This window comes from Pseudomonas sp. PNPG3 (assembly GCF_023093815.1).
Classification (GTDB): Bacteria; Pseudomonadota; Gammaproteobacteria; order Pseudomonadales; family Pseudomonadaceae; genus Aquipseudomonas; species Aquipseudomonas asiatica.
The window spans coordinates 28,581-49,381 of sequence record NZ_JALLKV010000027.1 but is presented as its reverse complement, the minus strand read 5'-3'; the positions used below and the strand labels follow the sequence as shown (position 1 = coordinate 49,381).

At 64.5% G+C, this 20,801-nt stretch carries 20 protein-coding genes; 4 read left to right on the top strand and 16 right to left on the bottom strand.

Going from position 1 to position 20,801, the window contains the following annotated elements:
- Positions 1-65 precede the first annotated feature (65 nt).
- Together MJ643_RS18095 and MJ643_RS18090 are read left to right on the top strand one after the other, a co-directional pair.
- Positions 66-440 (top strand): low affinity iron permease family protein, encoded by a 375-nt coding sequence (locus MJ643_RS18095; RefSeq protein WP_003259456.1) that lies wholly within the window; start codon positions 66-68, stop codon positions 438-440.
- A 22-nt stretch (positions 441-462) separates the two neighbouring features.
- Positions 463-1,014 carry an ATP-dependent Clp protease proteolytic subunit gene (locus MJ643_RS18090; RefSeq protein WP_208209471.1) on the top strand — a complete coding sequence of 184 codons (552 nt, stop codon included), beginning with the start codon at positions 463-465 and terminating at the stop codon, positions 1,012-1,014.
- A 108-nt stretch (positions 1,015-1,122) separates the two neighbouring features.
- Here MJ643_RS18090 and MJ643_RS18085 read toward each other — a convergent pair whose 3' ends face one another.
- Together MJ643_RS18085 and MJ643_RS18080 are read right to left on the bottom strand one after the other, a co-directional pair.
- Complete coding sequence (locus MJ643_RS18085; RefSeq protein ID WP_208209472.1) at positions 1,123-1,521, bottom strand: NUDIX hydrolase; 399 nt, start codon at positions 1,519-1,521, stop codon at positions 1,123-1,125.
- An 81-nt stretch (positions 1,522-1,602) separates the two neighbouring features.
- A complete protein-coding gene (locus tag MJ643_RS18080; RefSeq protein WP_208209473.1) occupies positions 1,603-5,385 on the bottom strand; it encodes a CheR family methyltransferase in 3,783 nt (1,260 codons plus the stop codon).
- Positions 5,386-5,664: 279 nt separating this feature from the next.
- On the opposite strand from MJ643_RS18080, the gene MJ643_RS18075 reads away from it, so the two are divergent.
- Positions 5,665-5,874, top strand: coding sequence for a general stress protein (locus MJ643_RS18075; protein WP_003259459.1), 210 nt, complete (start codon positions 5,665-5,667; stop codon positions 5,872-5,874).
- 167 nt (positions 5,875-6,041) lie between these two features.
- The gene (locus MJ643_RS18070) at positions 6,042-6,299 is read left to right on the top strand and encodes a DUF6555 family protein (protein WP_013972621.1); all 258 of its coding nucleotides are present in this window, start codon (positions 6,042-6,044) and stop codon (positions 6,297-6,299) included.
- 255 nt (positions 6,300-6,554) lie between these two features.
- On the opposite strand, the gene MJ643_RS18065 is transcribed toward MJ643_RS18070, so the two are convergent.
- The 14 genes from MJ643_RS18065 to paaH form a co-directional block, all read right to left on the bottom strand.
- Positions 6,555-6,725 carry a hypothetical protein gene (locus MJ643_RS18065; protein ID WP_156155236.1) on the bottom strand — a complete coding sequence of 57 codons (171 nt, stop codon included), beginning with the start codon at positions 6,723-6,725 and terminating at the stop codon, positions 6,555-6,557.
- Between the two features lie 156 nt (positions 6,726-6,881).
- Positions 6,882-8,933, bottom strand: coding sequence for a phenylacetic acid degradation bifunctional protein PaaZ (paaZ, locus tag MJ643_RS18060; RefSeq protein WP_208209474.1), 2,052 nt, complete (start codon positions 8,931-8,933; stop codon positions 6,882-6,884).
- Between the two features lie 29 nt (positions 8,934-8,962).
- Positions 8,963-10,195, bottom strand: a complete 1,233-nt coding sequence (locus MJ643_RS18055; protein ID WP_031324467.1) for an OprD family porin — start codon at positions 10,193-10,195, stop codon at positions 8,963-8,965.
- A gap of 40 nt (positions 10,196-10,235) precedes the next feature.
- A complete protein-coding gene (locus MJ643_RS18050; protein ID WP_023661132.1) occupies positions 10,236-11,798 on the bottom strand; it encodes a cation acetate symporter in 1,563 nt (520 codons plus the stop codon).
- Positions 11,795-12,103, bottom strand: coding sequence for a DUF485 domain-containing protein (locus tag MJ643_RS18045; protein ID WP_004376242.1), 309 nt, complete (start codon positions 12,101-12,103; stop codon positions 11,795-11,797). Before MJ643_RS18045 ends, MJ643_RS18050 begins: the two co-directional genes overlap by 4 nt.
- Positions 12,104-12,272: 169 nt before the next feature.
- Entirely contained in the window at positions 12,273-13,349 is a 1,077-nt protein-coding gene (paaE, locus tag MJ643_RS18040) for a 1,2-phenylacetyl-CoA epoxidase subunit PaaE (protein WP_024087129.1), read from the bottom strand.
- A 15-nt stretch (positions 13,350-13,364) separates the two neighbouring features.
- On the bottom strand, positions 13,365-13,898 hold the full coding sequence (gene paaD, locus MJ643_RS18035; protein WP_013972616.1) for a 1,2-phenylacetyl-CoA epoxidase subunit PaaD: 534 nt from the start codon (positions 13,896-13,898) through the stop codon (positions 13,365-13,367).
- Positions 13,885-14,643 (bottom strand): 1,2-phenylacetyl-CoA epoxidase subunit PaaC, encoded by a 759-nt coding sequence (gene paaC / locus MJ643_RS18030; protein WP_038409640.1) that lies wholly within the window; start codon positions 14,641-14,643, stop codon positions 13,885-13,887. Before paaC ends, paaD begins: the two co-directional genes overlap by 14 nt.
- Before the next feature lie 8 nt (positions 14,644-14,651).
- Positions 14,652-14,933, bottom strand: coding sequence for a 1,2-phenylacetyl-CoA epoxidase subunit PaaB (paaB, locus tag MJ643_RS18025; RefSeq protein ID WP_013972614.1), 282 nt, complete (start codon positions 14,931-14,933; stop codon positions 14,652-14,654).
- A gap of 25 nt (positions 14,934-14,958) precedes the next feature.
- Entirely contained in the window at positions 14,959-15,948 is a 990-nt protein-coding gene (gene paaA, locus MJ643_RS18020; RefSeq protein WP_015270325.1) for a 1,2-phenylacetyl-CoA epoxidase subunit PaaA, read from the bottom strand.
- Positions 15,949-16,196: 248 nt separating this feature from the next.
- Positions 16,197-17,516, bottom strand: coding sequence for a phenylacetate--CoA ligase PaaK (paaK, locus tag MJ643_RS18015; RefSeq protein ID WP_013972612.1), 1,320 nt, complete (start codon positions 17,514-17,516; stop codon positions 16,197-16,199).
- A gap of 121 nt (positions 17,517-17,637) precedes the next feature.
- Positions 17,638-18,858 carry a 3-oxoadipyl-CoA thiolase gene (gene pcaF / locus MJ643_RS18010; RefSeq protein WP_013972611.1) on the bottom strand — a complete coding sequence of 407 codons (1,221 nt, stop codon included), beginning with the start codon at positions 18,856-18,858 and terminating at the stop codon, positions 17,638-17,640.
- On the bottom strand, positions 18,851-19,291 hold the full coding sequence (gene paaI / locus MJ643_RS18005; protein ID WP_038409639.1) for a hydroxyphenylacetyl-CoA thioesterase PaaI: 441 nt from the start codon (positions 19,289-19,291) through the stop codon (positions 18,851-18,853). Before paaI ends, pcaF begins: the two co-directional genes overlap by 8 nt.
- Positions 19,284-20,801, bottom strand: a complete 1,518-nt coding sequence (gene paaH, locus MJ643_RS18000) for a 3-hydroxyacyl-CoA dehydrogenase PaaH (protein WP_038409638.1) — start codon at positions 20,799-20,801, stop codon at positions 19,284-19,286. The genes paaI and paaH overlap by 8 nt, the downstream gene beginning before the upstream one ends.

Below are 20,801 nucleotides of genomic sequence, written 5' to 3'. Positions count from 1 at the left end.
GCGGCGTGGAACTTTGCGGCCCGCGGCGTTTCCACCGCATACCTGCTACGAGGAAGGGCACCAGGATGAAATTCGACCGTTTCGCCCAATGGCTGGCCAATTGGGCCGGCCGCCCGCTGACCTTCGGCATCGCCTGCCTGCTGATCCTGATCTGGGCAGTGACCGGGCCGCTGTTCGGCTTCAACGACACCTGGCAACTGGTGATCAACACCTCGACCACCATCATCACCTTCCTCATGGTGTTCCTGATCCAGAACACCCAGAACCGCGACAACGACGAACTGCACATCAAGATCGATGAGCTGTTGCGCACCACCCAAAAGGCGCACAAGGCGCTGCTGGACCTTGAAGACATGGATCCGGCCGAGCTGCATGCCCTGCGCAAGCAATACCGGCAGATGGCCGGGCAGGGTGACGATGCGCATTCAACCAAGGAATGACCTGCCAACCCTGGAGGCAAGCATGGCCAGACATATCATCCACTTCACCGGGCCTATCAATTCATCCACCTGCGGCAACCTGATCAACACCTGTTCGCGGGCGTTGCAGCAGGGCGCCGACGTCCTGCAACTGAACATCGCCACCATGGGCGGCGAGTGCAGCTACGGGTTTACCTTGTACAACTTTCTGCGGGCGTTACCGGTCGAGGTGCATACCCACAACCTGGGCACGGTGGAATCCATGGGCAACATCATCTTCCTGGCCGGGGAACGGCGCACGGCATGCAGTTACAGCAAGTTCCTGTTTCATCCTTTCCACTGGACCTTGCATGGCTCGGTCGACCACTCACGCATGGCTGAATATGCGATGAGCCTGGATTATGACCTGCGGCTGTACGCGCAAATCGTCGCCGAGCGGACCGAAGGGGCGGACGAGGTGCTGGATGTACCACGGTATCTGATGGCCTACCCGCGGATACTCGGGCCCCGGGAGGCATTGGCGAACGGGATGATCCATGCCATAGACGAGATGCCGATCGAGGCGGAGGCTTGTCAGTGGAGTGTGCATGCCTAGCTGATTCCTGTGCCGGCCCTTTCGCGGGTGAACCCGCTCCCACAGGCATTCCACCGAACCTGTGGGAGCGGGTTCACCCGCGAAAGGGCCGGCACAGGTCAAGAAGATCTATCTGACCGACGCTGCCATTGCCCGGTCACACGCCAGCAACGAGCGGATCAGCAGCTTGATCTCGTCCTTGAGCATGGGCACGTGGTCCGGGTGAGCGAACCGGCAATCGGCAATTTCATGCAGCGCCTTGGGATGCGGGGCGCCGGCGAACTCCGCTTCGAACACATAATGCATGCGCTCTGCCGCTTCATGGCGCATCAACAAGGTCAGCGATTCTGCCTGCAACCCGGTTTCCTCAAGCAATTCACGCTCCGCTGCCTGTATTGGCGTCTCGCCGGGCTCTATCTTGCCGCCGGGCAGGGCCCAGGCGGCGTTGGGCTTTCTCACCCACAGCCATTTATGGGTTTGTTTGCCATGCCGACAGATGATCGTTGCGCGATGCTTGACTGGTTTCATTCAGGCTCCCGGGCGAATCCCTCATTCCATGTAGATTCGGCCCCCGGCGGCAATGAACGTTGCGTTTAAAGCGACCAACGGTCAGTAGGGCACCGAGCCGCTCAGCGCCTCGATGGCCTCCACCAGCTCGTCATAGCCCACCGGCTTGCTCAGGTGCCGGTCGAAGCCCGACTGGCGCGACTTGTACTGGTCGGCACTGGCGCCATAACCGGTCAGGGCGATGGCCGGGGTATGGCGCAGGTGCACGTAGCCACGCAGGGCCTTGATCAACGCATGGCCGTCCATCACCGGCATGCCGATGTCGGACAGGATGATGTCGTATTCCTCACCCGCAGCGGCGTCCAGGGCCTCACGCGGCTTGCTGAAGGCATTGACAGTGGCGCTCTCCATTTCCAGCAGCTCCTGCATTACCGCCAGCACTTCTACGGAATCGTCCACCAGCAACACGCGAATTCCATTAAGGCGGCCCTCGCTCAGTGGCTCCGAGCCTTGCTCACGCTGCGGGAGTTGCGTATCGCAAAGTGGCAGGGTGACCTCAAAGGTGCAGCCCAGGCCAAGCCCCGGTGACTTGGCGCGTACGGTACCGCCATGGGCCTCGACCAGTTGCCGTACCAGCGACAGGCCGATGCCCAGGCCCTCGCGGCTGTGGCTGGCCTGTTGCGGCGTAGCCTGGCTGAACAGGTCGAAGATGTGCTCGAGGCTGTCGTGGCTCAGGCCTACGCCATGGTCGATCACCTGCAGCCGCGCGTGGTCTTCGTCGTGGCTCAGCACCAGGCGTATCTCATTGCCCGCCGGGCTGAACTTCAGCGCGTTGTTGAGCAGGTTCCAGATGATCTGCTCCAGACGGGTAACGTCACCTTCGATCATCACCGGCAGGGTGTCGGCGGGCAGCTCCAGGCGAACCGGGCAGGGGCGTTGCTCGCTCACCACCACATCGTGGATGCCCTGCAGGAGGGCGAGCAGATCCACAGGTCCGGTCTTGAGCTTAAGCTTGCCGGTCCGAATGCGCGCCACATCCAGCAGGTCGTCGATGATCCGCGCCTGGCTGGTTACCGCGTCGCAGATGGTACCCACGGCTTTGCTCGCTGCACTGATGTTCCGCAGCGACGGCAGGCGGCGCAGGATTTCGGCATTGAGCTGTATCAGGTTGAGCGGGTGCTTGAGTTCATGGGACATGACGGCGAAGAACTCGTCCTTCATGTGGCTGGTACTCTGCGTCTCGGCCAGCTGCTTGCTCAGGCGCTCTTCGCCCAGGCGCACGCGCTCTTCGGCGGCATGGCTGCTACTGATGTCGATGAAGGTCAGCACCGTGCCGTCGATTTTCTGTTCGCTGGAGCGGTAGGGCAGCAGGCGCGCCAGGTACCAGTGATCGCCCTGGCCGCCGATTTCACGCTCGATGATGGCCTCGCCCTGAGCCACGGCGCGGGCATCGTCGGCAAGTGCCGGGTAATCCAGGCGGTGGGTGATGTCGAGCAGGGAACGGCCGGTATCGACCGGCAGCATGTTGAACAGGTCGGTGGCGCGCGGCGTGAACCAACGGATATGCAAGTTGCGGTCGACGAACACCGTGGCGATCTCGGTGCAGGCGATCAGGTTGCTGAGGTAGTCGTTGACCTTGTCGGTTTCCTCGACCTTGTTCTTCAGCTCGTAGTTGACCGTGAGCAACTCCTCGTTGATCGACTGCAGCTCTTCCTTGCTGGTTTCCAGCTCTTCGCTGGCCGACCGCAACTCCTCGTTGATGGCCTGCATCTCTTCGTTGGAAGCCGTCAGTTCCTCGCTGGAGACCTCTGACTGCTCGATGGTTTCCTGCAGTTGCAGGCGGGTACGCTGCAGTTCGCGCTCGAGGTTGTGCAAGACCATGCTGTCGGTCTGGCGGATGACACCAGGCATCGGCAGGGACGGATCAGGCGCGCGCTCCTCGAATACCACCAGCAGGCAATCGCTACCGCTGAGGTCGTCTCTGTATGGCTGCACGGTGATTTCCACCTGCAGCTTGCCCATGGTTTCCGCCAGGTCGACAGGGCGCGAGGTGACCGCCTCGGTCCCCTGGCGCGCCTGGAACAAGGTGCTGCGCAGGGCCAGGCGCAGGGGCGGCAGCACCAGGTTGAGCAAGCTGCGGCTCGGTTCGCCACCGGCCACTTGCAGGAAACGCCCCACGCCTTCGCTCATGTGCAGGATATTGCCATCGATATCGACGATCAGGCTGGGCGGCATGCGACGCGCCAGGGCGCGGTAGTGCAGGTCGGCGAACGATGGCTTGCGCCCCGGCTTGGCCTTGGCCAGCGCTTCCTGGGGCCTGCCGGCGGCAGAAGTGCCGGGCAGCTGACGGCCGGAACGGCGGCCGGTATTGCTGGCATCGAGTGCGCGGAAAATGCGATTGCGCTTGTCCACCGGGGCGAACAGTTCATTGGCCACGTCGGCCGACTCCGACGAACCGAGGAACAGGTAGCCACCCGGGCGCAGGGCAAAGTGGAACATCTGCAGGATGTCACGCTGCATCTCGCGGTCCAGGTAGATCAGCAGGTTACGGCAGACAATCAGGTCGATCTGCGAGAACGGTGGGTCCGACAGCAGGTTGTGCCGGGCGAACAGCACCTTTTCGCGAACCTCTTTGCGCACCCGGTAATGCTGGTCTTCCTTGACGAAAAACTGGCGCAGCCGGCTGGGCGGCACGTCGGTGACGATCGCCTCGGGGTATGAGCCACTGCGGGCGATGCCGATGGCGCGTTCGTCCAGGTCGGTGGCGAAAACCTGCACCTTGTGTGAGCGCTGCTCCAGTGCCAGCTGCTCGCAAACCAGCATGGCCAGGCTGTACGCCTCTTCGCCGGTGGAGCAGCCGGCCGACCACACGCGTATCTCGTCCGCGCCCTCGGCCGGGTCGCGTTCGCAGACCAGCTGCGGCAGCACATGGCGCTCCAGGGCTTCGAAGGCTTCGCGGTCGCGGAAGAAATTGGTCACGCCGATCAGCATGTCGGCCAGCAACGCCCTGGATTCCGCGGGGTGCTGTTCCAGGTAATGCAGGTAGGCCGCCAGGTCTGCCTGGCCGGTCACATGCAGGCGGCGCTCGATGCGTCGCAGTACCGTGGCGCGCTTGTAGTGCTGGAAGTCGTGGCCGGTATTGCTGCGCAACTGCAGCAGGATCTCTTCGAGCATCGGCTCGCTGGCCTGGGCATCGCCGACACGGGTGCCCAAGGCCGGAGGCAGGGTGTCGTCCTCGATTTCCGGGAGCCTGACCTGGCGGGCATTGCGCCAAAGCTCCAGCAGCTTCTGCGGCATTTCTGCCGCCGGCAGCACCAGGTCGACCATGCCGGTCTCGATGGCGGCACGGGGCATGCTGTCGTACTGGGCGTCGTCCGGTGTCTGCGCCAGGGTCACACCGCCTTGCTCCTTGACCCGCGACAGGCCCACGGCGCCATCGGCACCGGTACCGGACAACACCACGCAGAAGGCGTGGTCCTTGTGCACGTCAGCCAGGTCACGGAAAAACAGGTCGATGGCCACGTGGTCGCCACGGCGCCGGTTGGCCGGGGTCACCCGCAGGTAGCCGTCGTTGGTGGACAGGCGATTGGCCGGTGAAATCACGTAGATATGGTTGCGCTCGATGGGCACCGGTTCGGTCACCTGGCGCACCGGCATTTGCGTGGTGTCCTGGATGATGCGGTCGGCGACGCTCTGGTGGTCGGGGGACAGGTGCAGGACCACGACGAAGGCCATGCCGCAATCGCTGGGCATTTGCCGGAACAGCGTACAGATCGCTTCCAGGCCGCCTGCCGATGCACCGATGCCCACCACCGGAAAATCCAGGTGGCTGGGGCTGAGTGCCGGGTTCTGGGGCGAGGCAGGTTGCTTGGGGGACGACTTCATGGACGGAGCCTTGTGCAGACCGGAACGTTCCGCCCTTAGCAGCATCATCGGGCGTGTGTGTGGCGGGATTATAGGCCGTCGCCATGTTATTGAGACCTCTGCTTGCGAAGGAAAGTGCGACCCGCCTGCTTCCGTCACGCAAACCTTTTGCCGGCCCATGTTTGGTGCCACTGGTCAGTTGCCGGCAAAACCATTGAGCAGACTGCGTGATTGGCGGCTCGGAACCAAGGCATGGCGAACATCCATGCGAGCAGCCAATCCATCGCAAGGAGATACCACATGGCGCAGGATCAAGAACGAACCAGCCAGCGCGGCGGCACCAAGGAAACCAACCCTGGCAATTTTGCCAATGACCGGGAACGGGCCTCCCGTGCGGGGCACAAGGGTGGGCAGGCTTCTGGCGGCAACTTCGCCAACGACCGCCAACGCGCATCGGAGGCCGGTCGCAAGGGCGGCCAGAACAGCCACGGCGGGGGCCGCCAACAGTGAGTTGAATGCTTCTGGGCACCCGGTACCCGCAGTGCCGGGTACCGGCCACCTCCTGTGTACCGAGGCTGCAATGGCCTTTGGTACCTGTTGCTCGACATTTTTTTGAATCTTCTGGCCGTACCCCGATCAATCAGGGTGTCATCCATGGAGAAGAGGAGGCCCCTGCGATGCCTGGCCCACAGCTATACATCATCGATTACCAACTGCATGGCAAGCCGCGCAGTTTCATCATTCGTCTGGAGACGCTGGACAACGCCGAGGCCTGGCATTGGGCAAGTTGTGATGCGGGCATCGGCATCATTCCGAAGTTCGGGCGCGAAAAAATCAGGAAAGTCAGCAGGCCGATGGCCGAGCGCTACGGGATTACCGCGGTGAGCTGGCGGGTATCCGGCGGCAAGCCGAACCAGTCTGCGGCGACAATGTGATTCCCCGACTGCACAATCCGTGCGGGAACAAATGTCCTGCTCAAATTCTAAAAGTTGGCACGATCCTCTGTGGGAGCGGCTTTAGCCGCGAACACCGGCGCAGCCGGTGCCATGCACCGCGTTGGATTCTTCGCGGCTAAAGCCGCTCCCACAGGGTACGAGGATCGCTTGCGAATTCAGTTATCTGTGCGAAAGCGCGACCCAAAGGGCTGGGCAATCTCCCACAGGGGATCGCGCAGACCGTCTGCATGACGGTCAGGCACCGGACTCGGGGTCGCTGGCCGGTACGCCCGGGCGGTTTTCTTCGTCTTCAGTCACATTGGGGTCGGCATCCGGGTCATCTGCCCGGTCATTGCGCCGGTCCGGCTCGAGCTCCGGCCAGTCATCCTGTGCGCTGCCGCCACCCATCGCAGTAAACTCTTTCATCTCGCAACCCTCGCTCTCGATGAAAAAAAGGCCCGCGATCAGGCGGGCCCAATACAGGAGTGAGAGGCGAAGCCATTGACCACCCCTCATTGAATGAGAGCGGCAACAGCCAGGGGAGGTCGGTTGGATATCCACCGCCCCTGACCAACGGCACTGTCAGGGCTGTTTCAGCACCAGGGTGAGAATGTCGTAGCTGGCGACCAGCTCGCCCAGCTGGTTGGTCACCTCCACATCCCACGCCACCACGCCCTGGGGCTGGCCCAGCGGGCTGGTCTTGCCCTGGTCGATCTTGCGCTTGCAGGTCAGGCGCGCCTGGATGGTGTCGCCGATGCCGACCGGGTTGATGAAACGCAGGGTATCCAGGCCGTAGTTGGCCAGTACCGGGCCTGCACCCGGGGAGACGAACAGCCCGGCCGCTGCCGACAACACGAAATAGCCGTGGGCGATGCGCTTGCCGAACTGCGATTCCTTGGCGGCGATCTCGTCGAAGTGCATGTAGAAATGGTCACCCGACAGGCAACCGAAGTTGACCAGGTCGGCTTCGGTCACGGTGCGCCGGTGGGTGAGCAGCGACTCGCCGATGCGCAACTGCTCGAAATAGCGGCGGAACGGGTGTACTTCGGTTTCGATCACTTCGCCACCGCGCACGTATTCGCCGGTTACCGCCGTCAGCATGCTCGGCGAACCCTGTACTGCGGCACGCTGCAGGTAATGCTTGACGGCACGCAGGCCACCCAGCTCTTCACCACCACCAGCGCGGCCCGGGCCGCCGTGCTTAAGTTGCGGCAATGGCGAGCCATGCCCGGTGGATTCCTTGGCCGCTTCGCTGTCGAGTACCAGCAGGCGGCCGTGCCAGGCGGCAGCCACTGGAATGGCCTTGGCTGCCACGCTGCGGTCGGCGGTAACCAGGGTCGCCACCAGGCTGCCTTTGCCCCGCGCGGCCAGCGCCAGGGCTTCATCGAGGTCGTCATAGGCCATCAGCGTGCTGACCGGGCCGAACGCTTCGATATCGTGGGCACCGCCTTCGGCATGCGGGTCACGGGCCTGCAGCAAGGTCGGAGCAAAGAACGCGCCCTCGGCCACGCCCTCGCCACGCGGCGCAAAGCCATCGCTGGCACCGAACAGCTGGTCGCAGCTCTGCAGCAGGCTGCGCACTCGCTCGGCCACATCGTGCTGCTGGTCGTGGGAGGCCAGGGCGCCCATGCGCACGCCTTCCAGCGACGGGTCACCGACAACCACCTTGGCCAGCCGCTCGCGCAGGCGCGTGGCAACCGCGTCGATGTGCCTGGCCGGTACGATGGCGCGGCGGATGGCGGTGCATTTCTGGCCGGCCTTGGTGGTCATTTCGCGGACCACCTCCTTGATATACAGGTCGAACTCTTCGCTGTCCGGGGTCACGTCCGGGCCGAGGATGGCGCAGTTGAGCGAATCGGCTTCGGCGGTGAACGGCACCGAGTTGCGCACCAGGTTCGGCGTGACGCGCAACTTGGCGGCGGTGTCGGCGGAACCGGTGAAGGTCACCACGTCCTGGCCTTGCAGGCGGTCGAGCAGGTCGCCGGTGCTGCCGATCACCAGCTGCAGGCTGCCTTCGGGCAATAGCCCGGATGCATTCATCAGCCGCACCACGGCCTCGGTCAGGTAGCTGGTCGAGGTCGCCGGCTTGACGATGCACGGCATGCCGGCCAGGAAGGTCGGGGCGAACTTCTCCAGCATGCCCCAGATGGGGAAGTTGAAGGCGTTGATGTGCACCGCCACGCCGGCGCGCGGCACCAGGATGTGGCTGCCGGCGAAATGGCCTTGCTTGCCCAGCGGGATGGCCGGGCCTTCGTGCACCAGATTGCCCGACGGCAGTTCACGGCTGCCGATGCCCGCATAGGAGAACAGCGTGGCGTTGCCGCCTTCGATGTCGATCCAGCTGTCGGCACGGGTGGCACCGCTGTGGTGGGACAGGGCGTAGAGCTGCTCCTTGCGCTCGGCCAGGTACAGGGCCAGTGCCTTCAGGCGGGCAGCGCGTTGCTGGAAGTCCATGGCCATCAGCGTGGCCAGGCCACGGGCGCGGGCAAAGTCCACGGCTTCGGCGAAGTCCGGGCGCTCTTCGTGGCTGTAGGCCAGGACGTGGCCATCCAGGGCGCTACGCAGGGCCTGGGCGCCGTGCTGGCCAAGCCAGCGGCCGGCGATGAAGCTTTGCAGGGTAGGGGCGGCAGACATGCTGTTCTCCAATGTAGAGGGGGGCGCTGTTACCACAGCGCCACGGTGTAGCCGATGATCAGGCGGTTTTCGTCCACGGCGTTGGTCAGGCCATTGCCGGAACGGAAGGTGACGTTGCGCCAGCGCAGGCTGACGTCCTTGAACGGGCCGCTCTGGATGACATAGGTGATGTCGGTGTCGCGCTCACGCTCACGGCCGTTGCTGACAGTGGCGGTTTCGGCGTGGCGGCCATCGGTGTAGCGGGTCATGAAGCTCAGGCCGGGGATACCCATGGCGACGAAGTCGTAGTCGTAGCGCACCTGCCACGAGTCCAGCCCGGCGCGGGTGAAGGTGTTGTAGGTGACCAGGTTGACGGTGAACGGGTCGCCGCCGTTCACGAACGGGAAGGCACTGTCGCCGGACATCTGCTGCCAGGCGGCGGTGAACTTGTGGGCCCGTACGCCAAGGGTGAACATGGCGTTGAAGTTGCGGTTGTCGATGTTGCCGGCACGCTCGGCGCCGTCGTTGCGGCTGTCGAAGTAGCGCAGGTCGGTGCGCAGGCTCAGGCCTTCGCCCAGCGGGCGAGTATCGATCAGGCCGACGAACTGCTGGCGGTAGATGTCTTCGAGCTTGGCGTAGTAGTAACTGACGCTGGTTTGCGGGGTGATGGCGTAGCTGCCGCCGCCGAAGTCCAGGTGGTCGCTGCTGGCGGCGCCGTAGCCGATGTCGTCGCGGCCCGAGGAATCACGCAGGTTGGCCTTGGTCAGGCGGCCGGCGTTGAAGGTCAGGCCGGCCAGGTCCTGGCTGGTGAGCAGGCCACCCTGGAAGGTGGAGGCCAGCAGGCGGGTGTCGTTGTACACCACCACCGGCAGGATCGGTTGCAAGGTCCCCAGGCGCAGGGTGCTCTTGGCCACCCGCACCTTGCCGGTCAGGCCCAGTTCGCTGTAGTCGTCGACCGGTTCATGGCTGTTCGGGCCGAAAGGCAGCAGGCCGGTATTGCGCCGGTCGCGGCTGGAGTCGAGCTTGATGCCCAGTTGGCCCATGGCGTCGACACCAAAGCCGACCGGGCCTTCGGTGAAGCCCGACTCCAGCTTGGCGGTAAAGCCCTGGCCCCATTCCTCGGCCTTGGCCTGCGGTGCATTGCTTTGGCGGAAGTCGCGGTTGAGGTAATGGTTGCGCAGCTCCAACCGAGCGTGGCTGTCGCCGATGAAGTCTGCCATCGCCGGCATCGGCAAGGCGAGGGTCGCCAGCCAGGCGGCCGAAATGAAGTGCGTGCGGTTCATTGTTGTTGTTTTACCCGACATGGTTGTTCTTCCCTGAGAGTCAGTGCTTGCTGGCGCCGGCGGCGCCGATTCCGGTCATGGAACGGATGAACTGGGCCAGGTAGCGGCCACGTTCCTGGTTGGCGCGTTCGGAGCTGTCAGTGACCGAGAACACCCAGGCGCCGAGGAAGGCCAGGCTCATGGAGAACAGTGCCGGGTTGCTGTAGGGGAACAGCGCCGCTTCGTGATGCAGCACGTTGACCCACACCGCCGGGCCCAGTACCACCAGCAGCACCGCCGAAACCAGGCCGGCCATGCTGCCGCACACTGCGCCGCGGGTGGTCAGGCCTTTCCAGAACATCGAAAGCAGCAGCACCGGGAAGTTGACCGAGGCGGCCACGGCCAGCACCAGCCCCGAGAGGAAGGCGATGTTCTGCGACTCGAACATCAGCCCGAGGATGACCGCCAGCAGGCCGATCAGCAGCGTGGCGATACGCGACACGCGCATTTCCTCCTGCTCGCTAGCCTTGCCCTGGCGCACCACGCAGGCATACAGGTCGTGGGAAACCGCCGATGCACCGGACAGCGCCAGGCCCGCGACCACTGCCAGGATGGTGGCGAAGGCCACGGCGGAGATGAAGCCGAGGAACAGATTGCCACCTACGGCCTGGGCAAGGTGCACGGCGACCATGTTGCCGCCGCCGATAATGGCGCCGGTGGCATCACGGTAGGACGGTTCGGTGCCGACCATGACGATCGCACCAAAGCCGATGACGATCAGCAGCAGGTAGAAGTAACCGATGAACCCGGTGGCATAGAACACGCTCTTGCGCGCTTCCTTGGCATCGCTGACGGTGAAGAAGCGCATCAGGATATGCGGCAGGCCGGCAGTACCGAACATCATGCCCAGGCCCAGGGAAATGGCATCCACCGGGTTGGACAGCAGGCCGCCCGGGGCCATGATCGCCTGGCCCTTGGCATGCACGGCCACGGCGCTGGCGAACATCGCTTCGGTGCTGAAGCCGAAATGCTTGAGCACCATGAAGGCCATGAAGCTGGTGCCCGACAGCAGCATCACCGCCTTGATGATCTGCACCCAGGTGGTGGCGAGCATGCCGCCGAAAGTGACGTAGGCGACCATCAGCACACCGACCAGCATTACCGCGTACAGGTAGCTGATGCCGAACAGCAGTTCGATCAGCTTGCCGGCACCGACCATCTGTGCCACCAGGTACATCAGCGCCACCACCAGGGTGCCGAAGGCCGAGGTCAGGCGCACCGGGGTTTGCGCCAGGCGGTAGCTGACCACGTCGGCGAAGGTGTACTTGCCCAGGTTGCGCAGGCGCTCGGCGATCAGGAACAGGATGATCGGCCAGCCGGCCAGTACGCCCAGGGCATACAGCAGGCCGTCATAGCCGTTCATGAACATCATTGCCGAAATGCCCAGGAACGAGGCGGCGCTGATCATGTCGCCGGCGATCGCCAAGCCGTTCTGCATGCCGGTCAGGCCCCCGCCGGCGGTGTAGAAATCGCTGGCCGAGCGCGTGCGCATGGCAGCCCAGCGGGTGACCAGCAGGGTGAAGCAGACGAACACCATGAACATCGAGATGGCAGTCCAGTTCATTGTGCGCACTCCTGCTTGACCTTGTCGTTGAGCGGGTCGAGCACGTTGTTGGCGCGGTGCACGTAGATGCCGGTCAAGGCGAAGGACAGCAGTACCATCAGCACGCCCACCAGCATGCCAACGGTGGTCACGCCACCGCTGAGGGACTGGCCGAGGGTGCTGGGGGAAAACGCCACCAGCAGGACGAAGCCGTAGTAGATCACCAGCATGGCCAGGGTCAGGCTGCCGTTGAGGCGGCGTTTGCGCTGCACCAGGTGCTGGAAGTCGGGGTGGTTGGCGATGCTTTCTATGCGTTCGGGTGTCATGGGTTGCGATCTCTGGGTGTTGTAATTGTTTTGTTGAGGTCACGCGGGTGTTGCGGTGTTGCTTAGGGCCTCTTCGCGGGTGAACCCGCTCCCACAGGTAGGGCGCTGCTCTCAGGTCTTGTGCAGTCCCTGTGGGAGCGGGTTCACCCGCGAAGCAGGCGACGCGGTCTCAGAGCTGGTCGAAATCGAGCACCACCTTGTCGCTCACCGGGTAGGTCTGGCACGACAGCACATACCCGGCCGCCACTTCGTAATCCTCCAGGGCATGGTTGCTGTCCATCTCCACTTCGCCCTCGATTACCCGGCACTTGCAGGTCGAGCACACGCCGGCCTTGCAGGAGTACGGCAGTTCGGCGCCGATTGCATTGCCGGCGTCCAGCACGTTCTGGGTATTGCGTGGCAGGTCGAAGGTAAGCGCGCGGCCGTCGCTGATCACGGTGATGTGACTGAGCGCCGAATCCACCTGGCGCGCCGCCTCGCGGGCCTCCCGGCGGGCTTCGCTGCCGGCTGCGGCGAACAGCTCGAAATGGATACGGTCCTTGGCCAGGCCATTGGCCTGCAGGCTGTCGCGCACCGTCTCGGTCATCGCCTGTGGGCCGCAGATGAATGCAGCGTCCAGGTTGGCAACGTCCATCCAGCGCGAGAACAACTGGCCGCACTTGTCGGCATCGATGCGGCCGTTGTACAGGTCGACATCCTGCTGCTCGCGGCTGAACACGAAAATCAGGTTCAGGCGGTCGAGGTAACGGTTCTTCAGGTCTTCCAGCTTGTCGCGGAACAGTGCGCCAGAGCTGGAGCGGTTGCCGTACAGCAGGGTGAAGCGGCTGTGCGGCTCGCTGGCCAAGGTAGTGGCGATGATCGACAGGATCGGCGTGATGCCGCTGCCGGCAGCCACGCCCAGGTAGTTGCCCTGGCGGGCCGGTTCCAGTGGCACGAAGAAGCTGCCCGACGGCGGCATCACTTCCAGTTGCTGGCCTGCCTTGAGCACGTCGTTGGCAAATGACGAGAAGCGCCCGCCTGGCACGCGTTTTACCGCCACACGCAGTTCGCCATCCTGCACGGCGCTGCAGATGGAATAGGAACGGCGGACTTCTTCGTTATCCAGGTGGGTGCGCATGACCAGATACTGGCCCTGGGTGAAACGGAACTGCGCCTGCAGGTGCTCGGGCACGTCGAAGGCAATCGACACCGCATCGCGGGTCTCGTTGCGCACTTGCTTGATGGTCAGGCTGTGAAACTGGCTCATGGCGTTCTCCACGGCTCAAATGCATTTGAAATAGTCGAACGGCTCCAGGCACTCGCGGCAGCGGTAAAGCGCCTTGCAAGCCGTGGAGCCGAACTGGCTGAGCAATTCGGTATGGGCGCTGCCGCACTGCGGGCAGCAAACCTGCGGCGCCTCGCCGAGCAGGCTGCGTTTGCTGGTGCTGCCCTGTGGCGGGGCGATGCCGTAGGCGCGCAGGCGCTCGCGGCCCAGTTCGCTGATCCAGTCGGTGCTCCAGGCCGGGGTCAGCCGGCGCTCGAGCAGCGGCGCGGGGAAGCCGGCCTGCTCCAGCGCCTGGCGGATATCCCCTTCGATCACCTCGGTGGCAGGGCAGCCGGAGTAGGTCGGTGTGACGACCAGGTGCAGGTGCCCGGCGCGCCAGTCGAGGTCGCGCACGATGCCCAGGTCGACCACGCTGACCACGGGCACTTCCGGGTCCATGACCTGGGCCAGTACCGCCCAGGCCCGGGCCAGGTCATCGCCGCGTGGCGCGCGGGCGCCACGGTCGCCGGCAATCAGCTCACCAGGTTGCATCGGGGTAGGCCCTTGGCAGGAACTGCATCTCGGCCAGCAGCAGGCCCAGGTGCTCGGTGTGCAGGCCTTTGCGGCCGTCCAGGTAGAAGTGGCTGGCGGCCTTGGGCAACGGCAGTTCGACCGAAGCGAAGGTCTCGCCAACCTGCTTGAGCCAGGCCGCGCCGACGGCAGCGGGATCGGCGGCGATACCCGCTTGCGCCAGGTGCACTTCATTGTCGCTACCGGCGGCCAGTTCGACGGTGAAGCGCCACAGTGCCGGGATGGCCGCGAGCATGCGTTGGCGGCTTTCTTCGGTGCCACCGCCCAGGCGTTGCACCCACTCGCTGGAGCGGCGCAGGTGGTAGGTGACTTCCTTCAGGGCCTTGGCGGCAATACCGGCGATACGCCCGTCGTTCGAGCCGACCAGCCCCTGAAGCACGGCGAAATGCCAGGCGTCATAGAAGAACTGCTTGGTCATGGTCACGGCGAAATCGCCGTTGGGCTGCTCGACCAGCAACAGGTTGCGATAGGCGCGCTCGTCACGGCGGAAGGCCAGGGCGTCGGCGTCACGGCCATCATCGAGCAGCTCGGCGGCGTATTCCAGCCAGTTGCGCGCCTGGCCTACCAGGTCGAGGCCGACGTTCATCAGGGCCAGTTCTTCTTCGATGGCCGGGGCGCGGCCACACCATTCGCAGAGGCGCTGGCCCTGCACCAGGGCACTGTCGCCGAGCAGCAGCAGGTAGGGGACAAGGGTTTCGTTGTGCATGGCCAACCTCACATGTGTCCGACTTCGTCGGGCAGTTCGTAGAAGCTGGCATGGCGGTAGACCTTGTCGTCCGCAGGGGCGAACAGCGGGTCTTTCTCGTCCGGGGAAGAGGCGGTGATCAGTGCCGAGGGCACCACCCACAGGCTCACGCCTTCGCTGCGGCGGGTGTACAGCTCGCGGGCGTTTTCGATGGCCATGGCGGCATCGGCGGCGTGCACGCTGCCGACATGCTTGTGGTTAAGGCCGTGCTTGCTGCGCACGAACACTTCGTAGAGGGTCCAGACAGACATTTTCGATCTCCGCATCAATCGCCGCTCAGGCGGCGTTCTTGTTCTGTTGCTTGCGCGCGTAGGCCACGGCGGCCTCGCGTACCCAGGCGCCGTCCTCGATGGCCTTGCGCCGAGTGGCGACACGTTCCTGGTTGCACGGGCCATTGCCCTTGATCACTTCGTAGAACTCGTCCCACTGGATTTCGCCGAAGTCGTAGTGGCCGCGCTCGGCGTTCCACTTCAGTTCGGGGTCGGGGGCGGTGCAGCCGAGCAGTTCGAGCTGCGGCACGGTCTGGTCGATGAAGCGCTGGCGCAGTTCATCGTTGGTCTGGCGCTTGATCTTCCAGGCCATGGACTGGGCGCTGTTGGGGGAATGCTCGTCGCTGGGGCCGAACATCATCAGTGCCGGCCACCACAGGCGGTTGATCGCATCCTGGACCATGTCCCGCTGGGCCTGGGTGCCGTGGCGCATCATGGTCAGGAGGATTTCGTAGCCCTGGCGCTGGTGGAAGCTCTCTTCCTTGCAGATGCGGATCATCGCGCGTGAATAGGGGCCGTAGGAGGTGCGCTGCAGCACCACCTGGTTGACGATGGCGGCGCCGTCCACCAGCCAGCCCACTGCGCCCATGTCGGCCCAGCTGAGGGTGGGGTAGTTGAAGATGCTCGAGTACTTGGCCTTGCCGCTGTGCAGCTTGGCGATTTCCTCATCACGGTCGGCGCCCAGGGTTTCCATGGCGCTGTACAGGTACAGGCCGTGGCCGGCTTCGTCCTGGATCTTGGCCATCAGCTGCAGCTTGCGCTTGAGGCTGGGGGCACGGGTGACCCAGTTGCCTTCGGGCAGCATGCCGACGATTTCCGAGTGGGCGTGCTGGGAGATCTGCCGGATCAGGGTCTGGCGGTAGGCCTCGGGCATCCAGTTCTTGGCTTCGATCTTGATTTCGGCGTCGATCTTTTCCTGGAAGTTGCGCTCCTCGGGCGACATCTCTTCCAGCGACTTGACGCGCTTGACTCCGGTTTCCACTAGCTGTGCGTACATGTGTTCCGACTCCTGCTAAGGCATGAGTCATTTGTAAGCGATACAAAACATAACGTCAAACAGTTTTATGTGTATCGAATAAGATTTGTGTATCACATTGGCGGCCCTTTCGCGGGTAAACCCGCTCCCACAGGTCATGTGCAGCCCCCAGGCATCATGCAATTCCTGTGGGAGCGGGTTTACCCGCGAAGAGGCCAGCCAAAAAAAAGCCCCGGACGATGCCGGGGCCGAAAAGGCAGCCGAATGAATCAGCTGGCCAACCGTTTGTCGTACACGTGGCAGGCCTTGCCCTCGGAACGCTTGAGCGTGCCGCAGGGCTGCAGGCGCACCTGGGTGCTGATGCCGATATAGGTCTTGATCTGCTTGGTCAGCTCCCCGGTCAACAGCTTGCGCTGGCCTTCATCGAGGTGCTGACACTCCGCACGCAGTTCCACATGCACCTCGACGCTATCCAGGTTGCCATTGCGATACAGATGAATCTCATAAAGCTCGGAAAGCTGTTTTATTTTTAGCACCTGCTCCTCGATCTGGGTCGGGAACACGTTGACCCCGCGAATGATCAGCATGTCATCGCTGCGGCCGGTGATCTTGCCGATCCGCCGCATTGGCCTGGCGGTACCGGGCAGCAGGCGAGTGAGGTCGCGGGTGCGGTAGCGCACCATGGGCAACGCTTCCTTGCTCAGTGAGGTGAACACCAGTTCGCCCAGTTGGCCGTCCGGCAGCACCGCACCGGTGACCGGGTCGATGATCTCGGGGTAGAAATGGTCCTCCCAGATGGTCGGGCCATCCTTGGTTTCGAGGCACTCCATCGCCACTCCAGGCCCCATGATTTCCGACAGGCCATAAATGTCGAGGGCATCGATGCCCAGCCGTTGCTCGATAGAGCGGCGCAGCTCGTCGGTCCACGGCTCTGCGCCGAATATGCCCAGGCGCAGCTTGAGGTCTTGCGGGTCGATGCCCTGGCGCTCGATCTCGTCGGCCAGGTTGAGCATGTAGGAGGGGGTGACCATGATGATGTCGGGCTGGAAGTCGCGAATCAGCTGCACCTGCTTCTCGGTCTGGCCACCGGACATGGGGATCACCGTGCAGCCCAGACGCTCGGCACCGTAATGCGCGCCAAGCCCGCCGGTGAACAGGCCGTAGCCGTAGGAGACATGCACCTTGTCCCCCTTGCGCCCACCCGCGGCGCGGATCGAGCGGGCGACCACATTGGCCCAAGTGTCGATGTCGTTCTGGGTGTAGCCCACCACCGTCGGCTTGCCGGTGGTGCCACTGGAGGCGTGCAGGCGCACCACCTCTTGCTGGGGCACGGCGAACATGCCGTAGGGGTAGTTGTCGCGCAGGTCGTTCTTGCCGGTGAAGGGGAACTTCGCCAGGTCTTCCAGGCACTTGAGGTCGTCGGGGTGGGCACCGCACTCGGCAAAGCGCTGGCGGTACAGCGGTACGTTGTCGTAGGCGTGCTTCAGGCTCCAGCGCAGGCGCTCCAGCTGGTGCTGGCGCAGGGCGTCGACACTGGCGGTTTCCATCGGGTCCAGCAGGGCACGATCGGCATCATGGTACATGTTCATGGCTTCACTCGAATTGTTCTTGTACGCCGCGCGGTACCGGTTGCAGGCCGCGTGGTGAGTGTCATGGAAGCAGCATATACGGCTGCGTTCGGTTCGGTAACAAGCCGATGGTCTGAGCTGCTCAGAGGCGTTCGATGACCATCGCGATGCCTTGGCCAACGCCGATGCACATGGTGCACAGGGCGTAGCGTCCGGCGGTTTCTTCCAGCTCGTGCAACGCGGTGGTGACCAGGCGTGCACCGCTCATGCCCAATGGGTGGCCAAGGGCGATGGCACCGCCGTTGCGGTTGACCCGCGCGTCGTCGTCGGCCAGGCCGAGCTCGCGCAGTACCGCAAGGCCCTGGGCGGCAAAAGCCTCGTTGAGTTCGATGACGTCCATGTCGGCCAGCGACAGCCCGACAAGCTCCAGCACCTTGCGGGTAGCTGGTACCGGGCCGATGCCCATCAGCCGTGGTTCGACCCCGGCCACCGCCATGCCGACGATGCGGCCGCGAGCCTTCAGGCCATGACGGCGGGCGGCGGCGCTGCTGGCGAGCAGCAGGGCGCAGGCACCATCGTTGACCCCGGAGGCATTGCCGGCGGTGACGCTGCCGCCGTCGCGGAACGGGGTACCCAGCCTGGCCAGTTGCTCCAGGGTGGTGTCGCCGCGGGGATGTTCGTCGTGCTCGACCACTTTGGCCGGCCCTTTGCGCTGCGGGATCTCGACCGGCACGATTTCCCGTGCCAGGCGCCCGCGTGCCTGGGCGGCAGCGGCCTTGTGCTGGCTACGCAGGGCAAAGGCGTCCTGGTCGGCGCGGGAAATACCAAACTGCTGCGCAACGTTCTCGGCCGTTTCCGGCATCGAGTCGGTGCCGAAGGCCGCCTTCATCAGCGGGTTGACGAAACGCCAGCCGATGGTGGTGTCGAACAGTTCGGCCGCACGGCCGAACGCCTGCTCCGACTTGCCCATGACGAACGGCGCGCGTGACATCGACTCCACGCCGCCGGCCAGCATCAGCCCGGCTTCGCCGCAGCGCAGGGCGCGGGCTGCATTGCCGATGGCATCCAGGCCGGAGCCACACAGGCGGTTGATGGTGGTGCCCGGCACTTCGATCGGCAACCCGGCCAGCAAGCTGGCCATGTGCGCGACGTTGCGGTTGTCCTCGCCAGCCTGGTTGGCACAGCCGAGGATGACGTCGTCGATGGCTTTCCAGTCCAGTTCGGGGTGGCGCTGGATCAGGGCCTTGAGCGGGATAGCGGCCAGGTCATCGGCGCGCACGCCGCTCAAGGCGCCGGCATAACGGCCGATGGGGGTGCGCACGGCGTCGATGATCAAGGCATCGGCTTGAGTGTGTTCAGTCATCTTGCGTCTCCTGCGCCAGCACGGTGCCGCGCACTTTGTAGGATTTGCCATGGAACATCGCCACCAGCTCACCGCGCTGGTTCTCGATGCGGACGTGGTACAGGCCGGTGCGGCCCTTGCGGCTGACCTCGCTGGCGCAGGCGGTAAGCACGTCATCGCGCAGCGCCGGGGCCAGGTATTCGATGCTGCAGCCCAGGGCGACGGTGGCCTGGTCGTGGCTGTTGCAGGCGAAGGCAAATGCCGAGTCGGCCAGGGCGAACAGGAAGCCGCCATGGCAGGTGCCATGCCCCTGGATCATGTCGGCGCGTACCGGCATGCGCAGGCATGCCTGGCCCGGGCCGGCTTCCAGCAGGCGGATGCCCAGGCCCTGGGTGGCCTGGTCGCGGGCGTACATGGCCTCGGCACAGGCTTGTGCCAGTTCGACTTCAGTCATGCAGGGTGCCTCCTTTGGCTTCGCAGCGGCGTAACAGCAGGGAAGGGCGGTAGCGGCTCTCGCCGTAGCTGCGCTGCAGGTTGTCGAGCACGCGCAGGGTGTGGGGGATGCCGAGGTTCGCGGCCCAGGCCAGCGGGCCGCAGGGGTAGTTGACGCCGGCGCGCATGGCCAGGTCGATGTCGGCGGCGCTGCCGACACCTTGCAGCACGGCATCGGCGGCCTCGTTGGCGAGCATCGCCACGGTACGCAGCACCACCAGGCCGGGCAGGTCGGCGACCGCCGTTACCTTCAGGCCGGCACGCCGCAGCAAGGCCACCGCCTGGTCGCGAGCGTTGTCGCTGGTGTCGGCCGACCAGCTGATGGCGAGGCGGGTGGCGTTGGTGTAGTCCAAGGCAAGGTCGAGCAGCACCAGGTTGCGCAGGCCGTCTTCCCGGGCGCGCTGGCTGGCCAGGCGGCCATCGGACAGCGCCAGGGTGGCATCGCCCACCTGGATCAGGCCGCTGCCGGCGCGCTGGGTCACGGCGACGCCGCTTTGGCGCAGGCGTTCGACCAGCGGCTGCATCACCCCCAGGTCGCCTTCGACGACGCAGGCATCGACTATGGCGGGGCTATGCAGTTCGGCTGGCTGCGGGCGTTCGGCGCCTTCGGCATAGCTATAGAAGCCTTGGCCGGTCTTGCGCCCGAGGCGGCCCGCGTCCACCAGTTCTTTTTGCACCAGCGAAGGCTGGAAGCGGAAGTCGCCATAGAACGCATCGAAGACCGAACAGGTAACGGCGTAATTGACATCGTGGCCGATCAGGTCGGTGAGTTCGAACGCGCCCATGCGGAAACCACCGGCATCACGCAGCAGCGCATCGAGGCTGGCGCAATCGGCTGCGCCTTCCTGCAGCAGGCGCAGGCTTTCGGCGTAGAACGGCCGCGCCACACGGTTGACGATGAAGCCCGGCGTGGAGCGCGTGTGCACCGGCTGCTTGCCCCAGGCCTGGGCGGTGGCATGAATGCACGCGGCAACAGCCGGGGCGGTGGCCAGGCCCGAGACCACTTCGACCAGGGCCATCAGCGGCGCCGGGTTGAAGAAGTGCATGCCAACCACCTGGTGCGGGCGTTGCAGCCCGGCGGCGAGGCTGGTGATGGACAGCGACGAAGTGTTGCTGGCGAGGATGCAGTCGGTGGCGCACAAGGCTTCCAGCTGGCTGAACAGCGCCTGCTTGACCTGCAGGTTCTCGACGATGGCCTCGATCACCAGATGAGCATCGGCCAGGGCTTCGAGGGCGTCTACCGGGCACAGCCGGGCGCTTATGGCTTCCCGTTCGGTAGCCTGCATCTTGCCTTTTTCCACCAGGCGGGCAAGTTGCCGGTCTATGCCGGCCACCGTCTGGGCGGCAGCGCCCGGGCGGTTGTCGTAGAGCTTTACCGGGTGGCCGGCCTGGGCCGCAACCTGGGCGATGCCTGCGCCCATGGCGCCTGCACCGATCACCGCCACTTGGGCATTGCTTGCGAGTGCGCTCAT